The 16,373-nt window shown below is 54.9% G+C and carries 17 protein-coding genes and 3 tRNA genes; 8 read left to right on the plus strand and 12 right to left on the minus strand.

Annotated elements, in window-relative coordinates:
- Window positions 1-65: 65 nt before the first annotated feature.
- Entirely contained in the window at window positions 66-623 is a 558-nt protein-coding gene (locus tag ELY38_RS18865) for a hypothetical protein (RefSeq protein ID WP_127063697.1), read from the plus strand.
- Window positions 624-1,108: 485 nt separating this feature from the next.
- Here the strand turns inward: ELY38_RS18865 and ELY38_RS18870 are convergent.
- The 7 genes from ELY38_RS18870 to ELY38_RS18900 form a co-directional block, all read right to left on the minus strand.
- A tRNA-Thr gene (locus ELY38_RS18870) sits at window positions 1,109-1,184 on the minus strand.
- Between the two features lie 72 nt (window positions 1,185-1,256).
- A tRNA-Gln gene (locus ELY38_RS18875) sits at window positions 1,257-1,331 on the minus strand.
- 6 nt (window positions 1,332-1,337) lie between these two features.
- A tRNA-Phe gene (locus ELY38_RS18880) sits at window positions 1,338-1,413 on the minus strand.
- 156 nt (window positions 1,414-1,569) lie between these two features.
- A complete protein-coding gene (locus tag ELY38_RS18885) occupies window positions 1,570-1,845 on the minus strand; it encodes an oxidative damage protection protein (protein ID WP_127063698.1) in 276 nt (91 codons plus the stop codon).
- 35 nt (window positions 1,846-1,880) lie between these two features.
- Window positions 1,881-2,975, minus strand: a complete 1,095-nt coding sequence (gene mutY / locus ELY38_RS18890; RefSeq protein ID WP_127063699.1) for an A/G-specific adenine glycosylase — start codon at window positions 2,973-2,975, stop codon at window positions 1,881-1,883.
- A 113-nt stretch (window positions 2,976-3,088) separates the two neighbouring features.
- On the minus strand, window positions 3,089-5,422 hold the full coding sequence (locus ELY38_RS18895; protein ID WP_127063700.1) for an AsmA family protein: 2,334 nt from the start codon (window positions 5,420-5,422) through the stop codon (window positions 3,089-3,091).
- Window positions 5,422-5,904, minus strand: a complete 483-nt coding sequence (locus ELY38_RS18900) for a GNAT family N-acetyltransferase (protein ID WP_127063701.1) — start codon at window positions 5,902-5,904, stop codon at window positions 5,422-5,424. Before ELY38_RS18900 ends, ELY38_RS18895 begins: the two co-directional genes overlap by 1 nt.
- A 224-nt stretch (window positions 5,905-6,128) precedes the next feature.
- Here ELY38_RS18900 and hisB point away from each other — a divergent pair, with 224 nt between their 5' ends.
- From hisB to ELY38_RS18925, 5 genes are read left to right on the plus strand one after another with little or no spacing between them, the layout of a single operon-like run.
- A complete protein-coding gene (gene hisB / locus ELY38_RS18905; protein ID WP_127063702.1) occupies window positions 6,129-6,722 on the plus strand; it encodes an imidazoleglycerol-phosphate dehydratase HisB in 594 nt (197 codons plus the stop codon).
- A 52-nt stretch (window positions 6,723-6,774) separates the two neighbouring features.
- Window positions 6,775-7,416 carry an imidazole glycerol phosphate synthase subunit HisH gene (gene hisH / locus ELY38_RS18910; RefSeq protein WP_127063703.1) on the plus strand — a complete coding sequence of 214 codons (642 nt, stop codon included), beginning with the start codon at window positions 6,775-6,777 and terminating at the stop codon, window positions 7,414-7,416.
- An 11-nt stretch (window positions 7,417-7,427) separates the two neighbouring features.
- Window positions 7,428-8,174 carry a 1-(5-phosphoribosyl)-5-[(5-phosphoribosylamino)methylideneamino]imidazole-4-carboxamide isomerase gene (gene hisA / locus ELY38_RS18915; RefSeq protein ID WP_127063704.1) on the plus strand — a complete coding sequence of 249 codons (747 nt, stop codon included), beginning with the start codon at window positions 7,428-7,430 and terminating at the stop codon, window positions 8,172-8,174.
- Complete coding sequence (hisF, locus tag ELY38_RS18920; RefSeq protein WP_127063705.1) at window positions 8,171-8,944, plus strand: imidazole glycerol phosphate synthase subunit HisF; 774 nt, start codon at window positions 8,171-8,173, stop codon at window positions 8,942-8,944. Before hisA ends, hisF begins: the two co-directional genes overlap by 4 nt.
- A gap of 42 nt (window positions 8,945-8,986) precedes the next feature.
- Window positions 8,987-9,493, plus strand: a complete 507-nt coding sequence (locus tag ELY38_RS18925) for a hypothetical protein (RefSeq protein ID WP_127063706.1) — start codon at window positions 8,987-8,989, stop codon at window positions 9,491-9,493.
- Between the two features lie 11 nt (window positions 9,494-9,504).
- Here the strand turns inward: ELY38_RS18925 and ELY38_RS18930 are convergent, their stop codons facing one another.
- Complete coding sequence (locus ELY38_RS18930) at window positions 9,505-10,107, minus strand: YjaG family protein (protein WP_127063707.1); 603 nt, start codon at window positions 10,105-10,107, stop codon at window positions 9,505-9,507.
- A gap of 112 nt (window positions 10,108-10,219) precedes the next feature.
- Here ELY38_RS18930 and ELY38_RS18935 point away from each other — a divergent pair, with 112 nt between their 5' ends.
- On the plus strand, window positions 10,220-10,912 hold the full coding sequence (locus tag ELY38_RS18935; RefSeq protein ID WP_127063708.1) for a type 1 glutamine amidotransferase: 693 nt from the start codon (window positions 10,220-10,222) through the stop codon (window positions 10,910-10,912).
- Window positions 10,913-10,927: 15 nt separating this feature from the next.
- Here the strand turns inward: ELY38_RS18935 and mnmH are convergent, their stop codons facing one another.
- The 4 genes from mnmH to ELY38_RS18955 all read right to left on the minus strand — a co-directional run bounded on the left by mnmH (window position 10,928) and on the right by ELY38_RS18955 (window position 15,042).
- Window positions 10,928-12,013, minus strand: a complete 1,086-nt coding sequence (gene mnmH, locus ELY38_RS18940) for a tRNA 2-selenouridine(34) synthase MnmH (RefSeq protein WP_127063709.1) — start codon at window positions 12,011-12,013, stop codon at window positions 10,928-10,930.
- Window positions 12,013-13,050 (minus strand): selenide, water dikinase SelD, encoded by a 1,038-nt coding sequence (gene selD / locus ELY38_RS18945; protein WP_127063710.1) that lies wholly within the window; start codon window positions 13,048-13,050, stop codon window positions 12,013-12,015. Before selD ends, mnmH begins: the two co-directional genes overlap by 1 nt.
- Window positions 13,051-13,106: 56 nt before the next feature.
- Window positions 13,107-14,480, minus strand: a complete 1,374-nt coding sequence (radA, locus tag ELY38_RS18950) for a DNA repair protein RadA (protein ID WP_127063724.1) — start codon at window positions 14,478-14,480, stop codon at window positions 13,107-13,109.
- Window positions 14,481-14,589: 109 nt separating this feature from the next.
- Window positions 14,590-15,042 (minus strand): copper resistance protein NlpE N-terminal domain-containing protein, encoded by a 453-nt coding sequence (locus tag ELY38_RS18955; protein ID WP_127041454.1) that lies wholly within the window; start codon window positions 15,040-15,042, stop codon window positions 14,590-14,592.
- Window positions 15,043-15,205: 163 nt separating this feature from the next.
- On the opposite strand from ELY38_RS18955, the gene hisC reads away from it, so the two are divergent.
- On the plus strand, window positions 15,206-16,267 hold the full coding sequence (gene hisC, locus ELY38_RS18960; RefSeq protein WP_127063711.1) for a histidinol-phosphate transaminase: 1,062 nt from the start codon (window positions 15,206-15,208) through the stop codon (window positions 16,265-16,267).
- The last annotated feature ends 106 nt before the right edge of the window (window positions 16,268-16,373 follow it).

Here is a 16,373-nt window from a genome sequence, read left to right on the forward strand (position 1 = left end):
GATTTGTTCTAGGCTCTAGCAATTCTATATCATCAAATTTCAATGTGATTTGTGGGAGCGTAGTCGTGGATCAGTGGATGAACAGAGCTAGAGAGGTTTCGCAAGGACTCGAAAACGGTAATCAGATCTTGGATATATACAAGACATGGTTAGAACTAAGCCAATTGAATGAGTGGCTTGGAGCATGCCACATTACTTCGGCTGGTATGTTCGTGACGATGAACGATATCGGCTTAACCCCAGAGTTAACAATCGGCATTGTTGAAGCGCCAAATGGCAGGTTTTTTGATCATTCCTGGGTCGAATTGGATGACCTTATCTTCGATGTAGCGATAGGGTTCCCAGATACGGATGGTGAATACGTTAGCGCTCCTATATTCGCTTCTCAAGACATCGGCACTGGTAGGACAACTTCGCTGCGGTATGGTGTCAATGATAAAGGGTTACTATCTCCTCCTGCCCGCAATGTTGCTTCTGAGTCGCTCGAAGAGTACGGCAAAAATAATAACCTATGGCAACGGGTGGAGGTTTTTTGGAAGTGCCATGATCAACAAGTAGCAAAAGAAATATTAAGACAGCGCTATGGCAGAGTAATGCGTACTGTACGGGGAGAAGTCCTCTAGCTCGCAACTTTCGAAAGAAGATGGAGGCGAGTAGATTTGTATCATGTTCCGATTAAAAAGCAGTTAACCATCTCGTAAATTCCTTAGGCGTTGTAATGGTAACGCAATGAAGATTACAGACCCAAACTGGAAAGCAGTCAGTGCAAGTGAGGAGGGGCAAGGCTGGCGGGTTGTGTTTAGGAATAATAGAAGCGGCCTTAGCACTAGCAAATATATCCGCGTGCTTCACTCCTATTCAGACGTAATTCTAGCCTTAGTGAGCGAAGGAAGGCACCCAGATGATTTCCAGCTCCTAGAAGATATGGAAACCCTTTAAAACAGTGCTGAGTCTTCTGCAAATGACTTGGTATAAAAGTGCAAACCTGCCGCACCTGTACACATCTTTAGAAAGAAATTCTATGTAGAGTTCTACGTAAACGAAAAAGCCGCCCTTTCGGACGGCTTAATCTAATTCTCTAACGTGTTGCTTTTAACCATCTTTTTGATGGTGCCGACACCAGGAGTCGAACCCGGGACCTACTGATTACAAGTCAGTTGCTCTACCAACTGAGCTATGTCGGCGCTTCACATTTTCTTGAGAAAATGACTGGGTTGCGGTTAAGCTAGTCAGTCAACAAGAAATCTTGTTGGCAATGGCTGGGGTACCAGGATTCGAACCTGGGAATGCCGATACCAAAAACCGGTGCCTTACCACTTGGCGATACCCCAACTGTTTGGTGGCCAGAGACGGAATCGAACCGCCGACACGGGGATTTTCAATCCCCTGCTCTACCAACTGAGCTATCTGGCCGCTGCCAACGGTGCGTATTAAACTAAAAACTCTGCTTTCCGTCAACACCTTTGTGAAACTTTCTTTTCTAACCGTTGCTTAGGCAACGGCTACAACTAACGTGGTAACGTTGGAACGCCCTAAATACGGGCGTTCTGGCCAGGCCGCGGCGCCCGCTTACGCCTGTGTCGGCGGCACGTAACCTTCCGCTTGGTCGGTTTCTTCGTTATCCATGAAGCGCTGCATCTGCTCCATCAGATAAGTTCGGTCTTCCGGGTTGAGCATATTCAGGTGCTTTTCATTAATCAGGCGGGTCTGCAGCGCCTGCCATTCTCCCCATGCCTGCTTGGAAACACTGGCCTGAATCTCCTGGCCCTGCTTGCCAGGCAGCGGTGGAAACGGGAGTGCGGGCAGCTCCTTTTGATATTTACGACAAAAAACCGTGTTACTCATGAAAGGCTCCTTTATGGGCACTAGGCACTCATTGCCTATACGTGCCCAGGCGTTAAGTTGAGGGTAAAGGACGTGAGCTGGTTGAGCAGGGCTTTTACCGGCGCTGCCAAGCCAAGTTCGCGGGGCTTGTTTACGTCATACCATACGCCGCTTTCTCTTACCTCGCCCAGCCTAGCGCAGGAAACTGGCTGAGGGATAATTTTCAGCCGGAAATGGCTGAAGGTGTGGTGAAAAGCGGGCATCGTCGGTTCACGCCTGGGAGCGACAGCATGAGTCTCCAGCCAGTCGTTAAGCTCACTGTGTCTTTCAAACTGAGGCAGGCTCCATAACCCACCCCACAAACCGCTGGACGGGCGCTGCTCCAGCCATACCCGCCCTTCAGGATCGCGTAGCAGCAGCATGATCGTGCTGCGGGTGGGTAAAACCTTTCTGGGCTTGGATTCTGGATAACGCTGCGGCTCTCCCTGAGCATAAGCCAAGCATACATCGTTAAAGGGGCAAATCTTGCAATCAGGCCTGCTGCGTTTACACAAGGTTGCGCCAAAATCCATCACCGCCTGGGTAAAGTCTGCCAGACGGGTAGACGGCGTATAGTATTCAGCAAGCGCCCAGAGCTTACGCTCCACGACAGGTTTTCCCGGCCAGCCGGGAATGGCATGCAGGCGCGTCAGCGAACGTTTAACGTTGCCATCCAGAATTGCTGCTCGTCTGCCAGTACTCTGGGCAATAATCGCGCCAGCCGTTGAGCGCCCAATACCCGGCAGAGCCATCAGCGTCTCTACATTTTCGGTAGGCAGTTCACCGCCATGCTCATCAACCGCCAGCTGAGCAGCTTTATGCAGATTGCGTGCTCTTGCGTAGTAGCCAAGCCCTGTCCACAGGTGAAGCACTTCGTCCTGAGGCGCATGGGCAAGGGCTTCAAGTGTTGGGAAGCGCGCCATAAAACGCTCAAAATACGGAATGACGGTCGCGACCTGGGTTTGTTGAAGCATGATTTCCGACACCCATACGCGATAAGCGCTGCGTGGCGACTGCCAAGGCAGGTCATGACGGCCATGCTGGTCGAACCAGGTGAGCAGGCGATGGCAAAACTCATCTGCCGTAAGCCGTGGGGTTGGCATATCAGCCATGGGAGTTCCTTCAAAAACGGATAGGAGTGAAAGTCGTAGCGGTGTCGTTGACCTATGGCACCAATAAAAAAGCGCCGGCGTTGAGGCCGGCGCAGACTGACTTACTTGAATGCTCAGTTAAATAGACGCCGAATACCTTCGCGAAGTTCCTGACCGGCGCCTTTACCCAGATGCTCATCCAGTTGATCCAGCGAGCCACCCACGCGCTCCTCGATTTCTTTGGTTACGCGAGTGCCGGTTTCATTGCGCAGCAGATCAACCACCGCGGCCTGGAAGGCAGAGCGGTCAAAACGGCACCATTGGCCATGCTCATCGCTGAGGTTGCCTTCACAATGTACAGGCAGCGGAAGCTGTTCCAAGCGTGGGTTGACGCTACACGCTGCATCTGCCGTATCCACCAGGCGAGCATTGGCACGGGTGTCAAAGTTCCGGCTGTTGAAATTAAGCTCCCCTTCGCCTCTTACATCAATACCCGGCAGAGTAATCAGCAGGTCGTTACTGGTGAGCACGCCGTTACGCACCTGGAAGGTGGCATCAAAGCGCTCAAAGCGCGTATCGGTATGCCAGTCACGTAGCGTGCCTTCGCCTTCTAGCTGCGCGACTAGCTCGCACATCTGCTGGGAAATATTGATATCCAGAATGGCACCTTCATTAAGATGGGCATTAACCTGCCCATTCAGGTTGCCAATCAATGCCTCACGACTATTGCCTCGTGACGTGAATTCACCATCGGCGTTTAGGCGCCCGCGCAGCGGTGACGTTTCTTCACCAAGCGCTTCAATCAGCGCGGCTACCTGAATATTGCTGACGCTGGGTGAAAGTTCCCACTCCATGATGCGTTCGCGCGCATCCAGACGGCCGCTGGCGTTAAGCTCGCCACCGTAAAAACGCGATTCAAAAGCGGTGAGCTGATGTTCACCTTCTTCGCCCTGCAGCTTCAGATGGGTATTTTCGAAATTAAGCCCACCCAGCAGCAGTTGCTCAACGCTGAGTTCGCCGTCCAGCGACAGCCCACTTAGCCATGCTTGGGGTAGTAGCGTTTCGCTACTTTGGGCAATGGCTTGGCGCAAGAAACCGAGCCTTGCCTGCTGCGCGGTCGTGGGGCCGGAAAGGTAGTGATCAAGATTCAGCTGATCGCCTTCTAAATCAAACGCCACCTGCGTGCCATCCAGTGCAGCTGAAAGCCGTCCTGTAAAGGTGCTGTCATCAACCACCAGAGAAAGACGGGGAAGCGATACCTGCTGGGCATCACCCTCAATAGGGCTGGTCATGGCGATATCGCTCAGCGCCGCCTCGCTTGCTGTATTGAGCTCAACGCCTGCGCGAGAGAGCCAAGGGCGCAACGTGAAGGGCGCCGCAGTAACCTGACCACGGTACTGGGGCGCATCCAGCATCTGTTCAATATTAAGATGGCCACTCATGCGCAGCCCATCAGGTCCGGTCAGCTGCAAATCCTTCAGCTGTGCCGTTTGCGCCTGCCAATCACTCTCAAGGCCAAAGGCGAGCGCCAGCGCCAAGCTGCCTTGCCACTGTTCCGGGTTTTGCAGCCCGGCCTCGAGTGTCCCTTCGGTAATACTTAACTGTTTGTCTTCCAAAAGTGCGACGATTTCAGCAGCTTTCAGGTTCAGCTGCTGTGGTTCGCCCTCAGGGTTCATCCGTGTGCGCGTGGTTAGGCGCGTATTCTCCAGTACGACCCGGTCTTCGCCGAGCTTGAGTCGCATGCGTGTTTCAAGGTCAACATCGCTGGTCAAGCTAGGCGCGCGTTCCAATACCTCAGCGTCCAGCCGGTTATGCTTGGTCAGCGTAAACATGGTCTTTAACGGAAAAGGGCTGGCCGGATTGACGTTACTGCCGGAAATATTCAGCGACTGCATGCGCCACAATGTTTGACTTTGCACATCACGGAAACGAATATCGGCTCCTCTCACTTCTACGCTGGCAATATTAAGCACGACAGAAAGATTGCCCGCGTCGGCGTTCGGCCCGGCGCTTGCCGGCGCCAGCACCGTTTGCGCTTTTTCATCGCTTTCTTCGGCCAAGCGCTCGACCAGCGGCTCCCAGTTGCCTCTGCCTTCGGCATCCCGTTCCAGGTTCAAGCGCATGCCATCCAGCGTCAAACCGTCAATGGCAATCTCGCCACGCAGCAATGGGGCAAAGGCAATGCTCACCTCGGCGCGATTGATCGCGGCAAACGAAGCATCTTCTTCTGCCTGCTCCGGCAGCCAGGCCCGGGCCTGCTCCACGCTCACCCCAAGGCGAGGATAGAACGACCAGGTAATCGGGCCTTCCAGCGCCAGATAAAGCCCGGTGTGTTCCTCCACCACGGCGGTCAAGCGCGGCTTGAAGTCTTCCGGATCCAGAAAGGTGGTCACATAGACCACCGCAGCCACCGCCACGATGGCAAGAATGCCAATAGCGGCCAGCAGAATACGTAATAGCTGTTTCATTACCCTTTCCCTTGTGGGTCTAACTCAACAAAATTGCTGGTAAACGGTTTGCCCAGCTGGGCCTCTTCGCTACAGCTGCCGGGGCGGTAGCCAAGCTTGGACAGCAGCACCTGATCGGCCAGCGGTAGTGATGAAACTTCAATGCGCAGTTTACGCCCTTCCTGTTTAGCCTGTTCGCCAAGTAACGCCATCAACCGCGACCCCACGCCGCGCCGGCGCGTAGTCTTACGCACGCATAGTTCAGAAAGCCACCAAACTCGATCTGGCGCCTCTTGAATGGCGGCCGCGCCCAGCAAGTGGTCGTTAAAGTGCGCACAAGCAAAAAAATGGCTGGCATTTAAATGCTGTTCGATAAACGGCAAAACCGCCTGGGCAGGTACCCGCTCTTTTGGCGCATCCTCATAAATACGCGTAAGGTCGAGACGCACCTGCTCATCGGCTTCCCAACGCGCTTTGTCGACATGCTCCAGTGTCACCGGCATGGTGAAATCCTCTTCGCCAAAGCAGCTTAGCTGCTATTTTTAATGCCCTGAACGGCGGCTACCTTTCGCGCATTGTAGCGGATGGGTGCGCCGATTCTCTATAATGGTTGTTTTGCCGCAAATTTATGTCCTGATTAACTGGTGGTGAGCCTACTCAACTGATGGTGAGACAGTGCGGCCCATCGCCTTCCCCTCAGAATGCGCTAGAGCGCAGGAGATGCAACATGTCAGCGCGTATTGCCACGGTTAGCCGTGATACGAATGAAACCCAGATTAAAGTCAGCGTCAACCTGGATGGTGAAGGCCATCTTCGCTGTGAAACTGGCGTTCCCTTTCTGGATCATATGCTTGATCAAGTTGCACGGCATGGAATGATCGACCTTGATATCCATGCCTCAGGCGATTTGCACATTGATGACCACCATACGGTCGAGGACCTGGGAATTACCCTGGGCCAAGCATTTAACGAGGCCATTGGCGACAAACGCGGCATCTACCGTTATGGTCACGCCTATGTGCCGCTTGATGAAGCGCTCTCGCGCGTGGTGATCGATTTTTCCGGCCGCCCCGGTCTTTACATGAATGTAGAGTTTACTCGCGCGGCCATCGGCAGTATGGATACACAGCTGTTTTGGGAATTCTTCCAAGGTTTTGTCAACCATGCCCGCGTAACGCTACATATCGACAATATAAAAGGCTTTAATGCTCACCATCAGGCTGAAACGATTTTCAAAGCCTTTGGACGTGCCCTGCGCATGGCTGTCGCCGAAGACCCACGCATGGCTGGGCAGATGCCTTCCACCAAAGGGAGCCTATAATGACGTGCTGTGATGCAAGCAGCGGTTCGTTCATTCGCTTAAGGAGCGCTTCATGACCATTGCTGTGATCGACTATGGGATGGGTAACCTGCATTCTGTCGCGAAGGCGCTCGAACACGTTACCCATGAAAATGTCATTATCACGCGCGACCCGCGGCGCATTTTAGGCGCCACGCGCCTCGTGCTGCCCGGCCAGGGCGCCATCCGCGACTGCGTGGGCGAGCTTGAACGCACAGAGCTTCGTGGCTTGGTAGATGATGTGCTGACTCGTCAGGCCAAGCCTTTGCTTGGAATCTGCGTGGGCCAGCAAATGCTTCTGGAGCGCAGTGAAGAGAACGGCGGCGTTGACTGCCTGGGCTTTTTCAAAGGCAGCGTTGATAAGTTCCCCACCGACATGCGCGACGAACACGACCAGCGCCTGAAAGTGCCCCACATGGGCTGGAACCTGGTCGAGCAGAATCATGACCATCCGTTATGGGCCGGCATCGACAACAACGAACACTTCTACTTCGTACACAGCTACTACGTGAACGCGGCCGACGATGCCCAGGTATTTGGCACCACGCACTATGGCAATATAGGCGCTCACGTGGCGATTGGCCGTGACGCTACCTTTGCCGTACAGTTTCACCCGGAAAAAAGCTCCCGTGCGGGCCTGCGCCTGCTTGAAAACTTTGTCACCTGGACGCCCTAAGAGGTTTAGTTATGTTGGTAATTCCTGCGATCGATCTCAAAGACGGCCAGTGTGTGCGGTTGAAACAGGGCCGCATGGACGATGCGACCTCTTACGGCGATGACCCAGTTGCCATGGCCGCACGCTGGGTAGAAGCTGGCGCGCGTCGCCTTCACTTGGTCGACTTGAACGGCGCATTTGAAGGCAAGCCGGTTAATGGCGAGGCGGTGACGGCCATTGCACGCGCCTACCCCAACCTGCCGATTCAAATTGGCGGCGGCATTCGTAATGCCGACACCATCGAACACTACCTGAATGCAGGCGTGTCTTACGTGATTATCGGCACTAAAGCCGTTAAAGAGCCTGCGTTTGTGGGTGAAATGTGTCGCGCATTCCCCGGCCATGTGATTGTCGGGCTGGATGCCAAGGATGGATTTGTGGCCACCGATGGCTGGGCGGAAGTCTCAAGCGTAAAAGCGGTCGATCTAGCCAAGCGTTTTGCCGATGATGGCGTATCCAGCATTGTGTATACCGACATCGCCCGCGACGGCATGATGCAAGGGGTCAACGTTGAAGCAACAGCCCAGTTGGCTCGCGAAGGCGGCCTGCCGGTTATCGCCTCTGGTGGCGTGACTAACTTAGACGATATCAAAGCCCTGTGCGATGTCGCCGATAGCGGTATTTTAGGCGCTATTACCGGCCGGGCGATTTACGAAGGCAGCCTGGATGTGGCCGAAGCCCAGCGCCTTAGCGACCAGTTAACCGGAGGCGGCGCGTGAGCTTATCCAAGCGTATTATTCCCTGCCTGGATGTAGATGCCGGGCGGGTTGTTAAAGGTGTCAACTTTGTCGGCATTCGCGATGCAGGCGACCCGGTGGAGATTGCCCAGCGCTATAACCAGCAGGGTGCCGATGAAATCACCTTTCTGGATATTACCGCCAGCCACGAAGACCGTGACACCACGGTGGAAATGGTCGAACGAATTGCCGGGCAGGTATTCATTCCGTTGACCGTCGGCGGCGGGATTCGTACCTGTGACGATATTCGTACCATGCTCAATGCGGGCGCGGATAAGGTGTCGATCAATACCGCCGCGGTCACCAACCCCGAGTTCGTACGCGAAGCGGCCGAGCGCTTTGGCAGCCAGTGCATTGTGGTGGCGATTGATGCCAAGCGAGTATCAGGTGAAGGTGAGCCGCCGCGTTGGGAGATTTTCACCCACGGCGGCCGCCGCCCAACAGGGCTTGATGCTGTAGAGTGGGCGAAGAAGATGGTGGAATTCGGCGCAGGTGAACTACTGCTCACCAGTATGGACCGAGACGGCACCAAGATTGGGTTTGATCTCGGTGTAACCCACGCGATTTCAGAAGCCGTAAGCGTTCCCGTCATTGCCTCCGGTGGTGTTGGCAATCTGGACCACCTGGTGGATGGCGTGCTTAAAGGCGGCGCCGACGCCGTGCTGGCGGCCAGCATTTTTCACTTTGGCGAACACACCATTCCTGAAGCGAAACGCTATATGGCCGAACACGGCATCGAAATGCGCCTTTAATGTGCCGCATTGACTGCATAGCCCTCTTTCCCGGAGCTTCACATGTGGCGCTTAACGCCTTGGTTAGGAGGGCTTGTGGGTATTTGGCTGAGCGCTTCGACCTCAGCCTTTTCCTTGTCAGACTGGCCGCCAACATTCACGCTGGACCATACCCTGGTACAAATCAGCCTGCTAACCCGCCACTTTGATCCGCAGCCAGAACATAACAACCACCAGCGTCTATTAGGGATTGAGCTGCATAACCCGGACCACTGGCTGGCGGGGGCCGCACGGTTCAAGAACTCCTATGAGCAGCCCACCTGGTATGTGTATGCGGGGCGAGAGTTTCCACTTTGGCAGCTTAATGAAGACGCCAACGTTCGTGCCAAGCTGACCGGCGGTTTACTGCGTGGCTATAAAGATGAGTATCGTGACAAGATCCCACTCAACCACCTGGAAGTCGCCCCAGCTCTACTGCCCAGTATTGGCGTGCAGTGGGAACGTCTTGAATCCGATTTAATCATCTTTGGTACCGCTGGCATGATGCTCACCGCAGGCCTGCGACTCTAGCAGGCCCAGCCTTACTCGGCGTCTTCTTCCAGACTCAGGCCCAGGTTACTAATACCATTATTGCGCCCTAACTGACGTATTTCCTTGAGCGCGGCTTTGTTTAGCGGTTCACTTACTGCTTCCAACACCGCGTCTTGAAAATCGTTTTCGTCAGCCATCAGGGGATGATCACGGATAAGCAGAGCAAGTTTTTGGGCATCCTCTTCTCCTTCGGTGAGTTCAATAAAAGCGCGTACACCGGCTCGTGAGGTGCGGCTGACATCCAGCACGGCTTCAGGAGAATCACCCTGCAACGTATCCAAAAGCGCCGATATGGAAACGACGGCGTCCAGCGCTCGGCGTGCCCCAAAGCTTTCATCCTCAGCGGGCGGCTCGCATTCAGCCAGCTTTTCAGCCTGACGGGAAAAATCGATGCTCGCCCCAGGTACGCTCAGCCTTTCCCAGACCAGATTGAGTACGGTGCGCAGCGTGTGGCCGTCCCCATGGCCGGTGGTTTGTTCATACAGGGCGTAGTTGGGCAGCAGGCGCTCGCAGAGCGCGGCCATAAATGCTTGTTGAGCCGATAGCGGAAGCAACTGCAACTGCTGATAAAATCCTAAGGGCTTGGACGCCATACTGATTTCCTAACGCGCGATATTGGTGAAATGAGGTCAATACGTTATGGTCGAACCAGCGCTGTCATAAACCTGACAGCCTTGACTGTGTACGGCCGGCGAGGAGATTACCATGCATATTCATCTGCTACAGCACGGCTCTGATCATGACCCCGCCCGCTTGACCGACTGGTTGAGCAGTATGGGACATAGTTACACCGTTTTTCATCTTTACGCGGGCGAACTCACCCCGCGCCCGGCAGAAAGCGATGCCCTGATTGTTCTGGACGGGCCAGAGGCGTTTCTCAATCAGCCGCCTGTGTGGTTCAAAGCCGAAAACAAGCTGATCAACCGCTACCTGGACGGCCAAAAGCCCATCCTAGGCATCGGCCTGGGCGCGCTTTGGATTGCCCAGGCACTGGATGCCGTAATAGCCCCTGGTACGTACCCAGAGCGAGGCTGGCATACCGTGTCGATGGCCCCGGAAAGCCCGTTTGACTTACCCGAGCAGTTTGAAGCTTTCATGTGGCACCGCCACGTATTCAGCCTGCCGGATAATGCCTTGCCGCTCGGAGGAAGCCCTGCGGCGCCTTTACAGGGGTTTAGCTGGGACAGCGGCCGCGTAGTGGGCCTGCTTTGCCATCTGGAGATAACGCTTGCCAGCGCCACTCAACTGCTAAACGGTAGCGAGGATACGATGCCCACTACGACTGCGGCCAAACGTTTTATACAGGACAACCGCCAGATATTGGAGCAAGTAACCCGTTTCCAGCAGCTGGCCCCTTTGCTTGACCGAGTCATGACCCAGTGGCTAAAAGTGGCTTAAATACCCCAATGGTTGCTAGGTGCTCCACTGCCTGGCAGCCTCCAGGCAACTTTCCCAATCGCCCACGTGAATGTCAGGCGCCGCCGTAGCACGCTGTTTTTCAAGATGATAGCGATAAAGCGGATCGTAATACTCCGTCAAGAGCGGAGCCAGCCACGCCTCATGGGCTTGAGGATTACCTTCACTATGGGCTTTAAAAGCCATTGTTTGTAGACGCTGCAAACGTTGTAGACGTGCATTGCCCAAGCGTTTTTCCAAACGGATTAACGCATTGCCCAACTGTAGTTGCATCAGCTCCCAGCCTTGCTGAGGGCCAAAGTGCGCCACATAATCCTTTTCCAGCTGAATAATGTAATCGTGCTGGAGCTGGTTAAGCCGCCAATCCAGCGACATTTCTATTCGTATACGGGGCGCCCTCTGCATAGCGTACCAAAAGGAGAGCGGTATATTGGCATTGCCGATCTGACGGGATTCATCTTCAACCACAAGACGCCCTGGCAAGGCCAGCAGTCGCGCTGCCAGCAGATGCTCAAAATCAATCTGAGTGGTGGGGGCCTGAGGCTTGCGGCCAAAGGCAGAGCCTTTATGATTGGCACAGGCCTCAAGATCAACGCCGTTTTCCAACCGGTTGATCAATGTGGTTTTAGCGCACCCGGTTAGCCCGGCAACCACCAGAATGGGCTGCTCGGCCGCTTCCTCAATACGCTGGCACAGCACGTGGCGCATGGCCTTCCAGCCGCCTTCAATACGTGGTCTTTCAATCCCCGCTTCTTGAAGCCATTGCTGGGCAATTTGCGAGCGCAGCCCGCCACGAAAGCAGTAGAAGATGGCGTCAGGATGCTCGACAAGATACGCCTGCCAAGCGGCAATACGCGCCTGTTTGATTTCACCACTGACGAGCCGTTCCCCTAGTGCAATCGCTGCTTCCTGGCCCTGCTGTTTGTAAGCAATACCCACCTGGCGACGCTCTTCATCTGTCATCAAGGGAAGATTGACCGCGCCCGGCAGACTGCCTTGGGTAAACTCTGCCGGAGCACGCACATCAATCAGGGGTCGCGCTTCGCTGATCAAACGTAAAGATGGAGGTAGCGCTTCAAGCATTATCCGACCATCTCAATCAGCGCTTCGCCTGCACGGGCTTTCATGACGCCAAACGGCTCAAGGGATAAACCAAATTCTCGACCAATGCGTTCAACGTCGTCTTCCCAGGCAGGATCTACGCTTAACAGCAAGCCGCCCGAGGTTTGCGGGTCGCATAGCCATTGCCAGTGAGCCTCATCCATATTGGGCAGACTTTTGCCTAGCGCATCACGATTGCGCAGCGTTCCGCCGGGAACAGCGCCCTGTCGACGATACGCTTCGGCTTCTGCCAGCCGCGGCAGGCGGCGAAAATCAATCTGGGCCATGACATTACTGGCGCTACAGATTTCCGAAAGATGCCCAGCCAACCCGAAACCAGTCACATCAGTCATGGCGTTGAGACCTTTTACATCGGCAAGCGCGACCCCGATACGGTTGGACTTGAGCATCGTTTCCCGAGCCAAGCCGTGATGCCCGGCTTCCAACAGGCCGCGTTTTTCTGCCGTGGTAAGCAGTCCAACACCCAAAGGTTTGGTCAAGAACAGCAGATCACCCGGTTTGGCGTGACTATTGAGTTTGAGCTTATCCAGATCCACTAGCCCGTTTACCGCCAGGCCGAAAATGGGCTCCGGGGCATCGATGGAGTGCCCACCCGCCAATGCGATACCCAGCTCACGGCACACGCCCTGGGCACCGGCCACCACATCGCCGGCAATATCCGCACTTAATTTATCCAGCGGCCAGCCGAGAATGCTGAGCGCCATGACCGGCGTGCCGCCCATGGCATAGATATCACTGATCGCATTGGTCGCAGCAATCCGCCCAAAATCAAATGGATCATCGACAATCGGCATAAAGAAATCGGTGGTCGCGATCATGCCTCGGCCATCGCCAAGGTCGTAAACGGCGGCGTCCTCGCGCCCCTGATTACCTACGATCAGCTGCTTATGCCCAGCTGAAGGCCCTGCCTTGGCAAGAATGCTATCCAGCACATCCGGCGCAATCTTGCATCCACATCCAGCGCCGTGACTGTATTGGGTTAAGCGAATAGAACTCATGGCATCTCTCCTTGGCCTTAGATGTCTTTTAGCGATGTCTTAATAGCGTAGCCTACTTAAAGTGCCTCCAGCGCATCGCTAAGTTTATCCACAGCAATCACGTCCATCCCTTTGGGTGCCTGCTTGGGCGCGTTGGCACGTGGCACGATAGCGCGCAGAAATCCGTGCTTGGCCGCCTCGGCGATGCGCTCCTGACCACTGGGAACCGGACGTATCTCGCCGGAGAGGCCCACCTCGCCAAACACAACAAGCTCTTTGGGTAGCGCGCGGTTTTGCAGGCTGGATACCACGGCAAGCAACACGGCGAGATCCGCGCTGGTTTCCAATACCTTCACCCCGCCGACGACGTTCAAGAATACGTCCTGATCACCGGTAAACAGCCCACCATGACGATTTAAGACGGCCAGCAGCATGGCTAGGCGATTTTGATCGACGCCGACTGCCACACGGCGTGGGTTGCCCAGAGCAGATTCATCCACCAGCGCCTGCACTTCGACCAGAATAGGCCGAGTGCCTTCCCATACCACCATGACCAGACTTCCCGGCGCCTGCTCCTCCTGGCGTGAAAGAAAGATGGCGCTAGGGTTCTTGACCTCTTTAAGACCCTGCTCAAGCATGGCGAAAACGCCCAGCTCGTTGACTGCGCCAAAGCGGTTCTTCTGGCCACGCAACGTGCGAAATCGTGAGTCGGCCCCGCCTTCCAGTAACAGCGAGGCATCAATCATGTGCTCAAGCACCTTGGGGCCTGCCAGCGTGCCGTCTTTCGTTACATGCCCAACCAATAGCAATACCGTATTGGTTTGCTTGGCAAAGCGAGTCAACGCTGCCGCCGACTCGCGCACCTGAGCAACTCCGCCGGGCGCTGAGCTGATATCTTCCAGATGCATGGTCTGGATTGAGTCAATCACCAGTATTTCGGGCTTTTCACGATCAGCGACGGCAAGAATCGTCTCGACGCTGGTTTCCGCGAGCATTTTCAAGCCGCTGGTGGGCAATTGCAGGCGGTGGGCGCGCATGGCTACCTGGGAAAGAGACTCCTCGCCGGTAACATAGAGTATGCGCCGCTGTTGGGCCAGCTTGCAGGCCGTTTGCAGCAGAAGGGTTGATTTACCTGCCCCCGGGTTGCCGCCGAGCAGTACCGCTGAGCCAGGTACTAGGCCGCCGCCCAATACGCGGTCAAACTCGTTGAAGGTAGAGCTGAGTCTGGGCACTTCGCTCAGGTCGACATTGCTTAGATCAACCACATCCCGGGAAAGATCACCCGCGTAGCCCGCCCTACCCGTGGTGGTGGTACCGCCGCCGGGACGGGCGCTTGCCAGACGAACTTCACTCAGCGTATTCCACTCGTTACAACTGGAGCATTGGCCCTGCCATTTACGATACTCCGCGCCGCACTCGGTACATACATAAGCACTTTTGGCTTTTGCCACTGCGTTCATACTCCCCTTACTGTTGGGTCATAAATACGCCTTATGACCTCATGCTAGGCACTAAAATACAAAAGGCGGCCATTGGCCGCCTTTTGTTGCTACCGCTAACTTACTGACGCTGTAGCTGTAACATTTCGCCATTTTCAAAGCGACGGCGCTCAGGATCGATCAATTCGAGCGTGCGCTCGTTAATACGCTGGAAGTAGTAAATCTGGCCATCGCCATTGGGCGTTAACTCATAAACGGTGGCGTCTGGATCAGACGGTGTGCCGTTGAGCACTTCCCAGTTGCCTGCGTAGTTTTCAGGCGGTGGCGTTTGAGGATGGTTACGATAAGTAGCATCCAGCGTGAAGGTACGCTCTTCCGCTGCACCTGTCTCCTCACCCACCATGGTGACATCCAGATCAATACCGTCACAGTTACGGCAAGGCAACGTGCCTTGGTAGTGCTGTTCTGATGCGCTCACACCTGCATCACTTTCCTGGCCGGAAGGGCCGCCGGTTGCACAACCAGCCAACAATGCCAACATAGCCGAACCGGCTAGCAAACTCCTGAATTGCATCGGTCTCTCCTTATCGTGTCGGTCATACATTTCTTACGTGCGATTATGACAGCATAACCGTTACAAGGTGCGACGCCCACCCCCTAGCCGCATGCGAATGCTTGCGCTTGAACGATCATCAAGCGACCATGGCCTATTACGCAAGGATAATCAGGTTACCCTCATGAGCCAATACTGGAGTCCCGCTATCAAGGCGCTTACCCCTTATGTCCCAGGCGAGCAGCCGCGTGAGCGTGTTATCAAATTAAATACCAATGAAAACCCTTACCCTCCGGCGCCGGGTGTAGGCCAGGCCCTGCGTGATTACGCAACGGACCATCTACGCCTTTACCCAGACCCTACCTCGGCCGCCTTGCGCGCAACGCTTGCCAAGACGTTTAGCATAGAAAGTCAGCAGGTGTTTGTAGGCAATGGGTCAGATGAGGTGTTGGCGTTGGCATTTCAAGCGTTCTTCTGCCACGGCGCGCCGCTTGATGTCCCAACCATCACTTATAGTTTCTATCCAGTATATGCCAATCTCTATAATGTCGAGCTGCGTCCTCACTCGCTCAACGCAAGCTGGGAAGTAGATATCGAGGCGTTAGGCTCGGCTTCAGAACGTAGCGGCGTCATTTTCGCCAACCCTAACGCACCTACCGGGCATGCCCATTCATTGGAAAGCATTGAAAAGCTTTTGAAGCGAGTGACCGACCGCGTAGTACTGGTTGATGAAGCCTACGTTGACTTTGGAGCCGAAAGCGCGATAGCGCTGATTGATCGCTATCCAAATTTACTGGTAACGGGCACATTCTCCAAATCACGTAGCCTGGCTGGTTTACGTTTGGGCTATGCCGTTGGCTCAGCGGAGCTGATTGACGGCCTGCAACGCGTTAAGGACTCGTTCAACTCCTACCCCGTGGATAGTCTGGCAAGCCTTGTGGGTATTGCAGCGCTTAACGATGAAGCCCACTTTGATGCGTGCAGGGAGCGGGTGATTACTACGCGTGAGCGCACCCGCCAGCGTCTTGAAGCCTTGGGATTTGAGGTACTGCCCTCCAAGGCCAATTTTGTGCTTGCCCAGCATCCTGATTATGCAGGAGCTCAACTGTTTGCGGGGCTTCGCGAGCGTGGCATCTTGGTACGCCACTTCAATACCCCAGAACTTAACAACTTTCTGCGTATCACCATCGGCACTGACGATGAGATGGATAGCTTGCTTGAAGCACTACAAGTAATCTGCGGTTAGCAGTATTGCTATCATCGTGAATAATGAATAGAAAGTGTGAGGCGGCGAAAGCCGCCTTTTTTGTCAGCCCTTTTTCTTTCGGACACACAAAAAACCCAGCCGGGTG

Source organism: Vreelandella nanhaiensis (assembly GCF_003990185.1).
Lineage (GTDB): Bacteria > Pseudomonadota > Gammaproteobacteria > Pseudomonadales > Halomonadaceae > Vreelandella > Vreelandella nanhaiensis.

Bases quoted from the DNA above. Each gene is read 5' to 3' on its own strand.
- ELY38_RS18935 (WP_127063708.1), top strand. From the start codon at position 10,220: ATGCATATTCATCTGCTACAGCACGGCTCTGATCATGACCCCGCCCGC.
- hisB (WP_127063702.1), top strand. From the start codon at position 6,129: ATGTCAGCGCGTATTGCCACGGTTAGCCGTGATACGAATGAAACCCAG.
- ELY38_RS18900 (WP_127063701.1), bottom strand. From the start codon at position 5,904: ATGCCGGTGACACTGGAGCATGTCGACAAAGCGCGTTGGGAAGCCGAT.
- ELY38_RS18885 (WP_127063698.1), bottom strand. From the start codon at position 1,845: ATGAGTAACACGGTTTTTTGTCGTAAATATCAAAAGGAGCTGCCCGCA.
- hisH (WP_127063703.1), top strand. From the start codon at position 6,775: ATGACCATTGCTGTGATCGACTATGGGATGGGTAACCTGCATTCTGTC.
- hisC (WP_127063711.1), top strand. From the start codon at position 15,206: ATGAGCCAATACTGGAGTCCCGCTATCAAGGCGCTTACCCCTTATGTC.
- ELY38_RS18925 (WP_127063706.1), top strand. From the start codon at position 8,987: ATGTGGCGCTTAACGCCTTGGTTAGGAGGGCTTGTGGGTATTTGGCTG.
- ELY38_RS18955 (WP_127041454.1), bottom strand. From the start codon at position 15,042: ATGCAATTCAGGAGTTTGCTAGCCGGTTCGGCTATGTTGGCATTGTTG.
- ELY38_RS18895 (WP_127063700.1), bottom strand. From the start codon at position 5,422: ATGAAACAGCTATTACGTATTCTGCTGGCCGCTATTGGCATTCTTGCC.
- ELY38_RS18930 (WP_127063707.1), bottom strand. From the start codon at position 10,107: ATGGCGTCCAAGCCCTTAGGATTTTATCAGCAGTTGCAGTTGCTTCCG.
- selD (WP_127063710.1), bottom strand. From the start codon at position 13,050: ATGAGTTCTATTCGCTTAACCCAATACAGTCACGGCGCTGGATGTGGA.
- mutY (WP_127063699.1), bottom strand. From the start codon at position 2,975: ATGGCTGATATGCCAACCCCACGGCTTACGGCAGATGAGTTTTGCCAT.
- hisA (WP_127063704.1), top strand. From the start codon at position 7,428: ATGTTGGTAATTCCTGCGATCGATCTCAAAGACGGCCAGTGTGTGCGG.
- mnmH (WP_127063709.1), bottom strand. From the start codon at position 12,013: ATGCTTGAAGCGCTACCTCCATCTTTACGTTTGATCAGCGAAGCGCGA.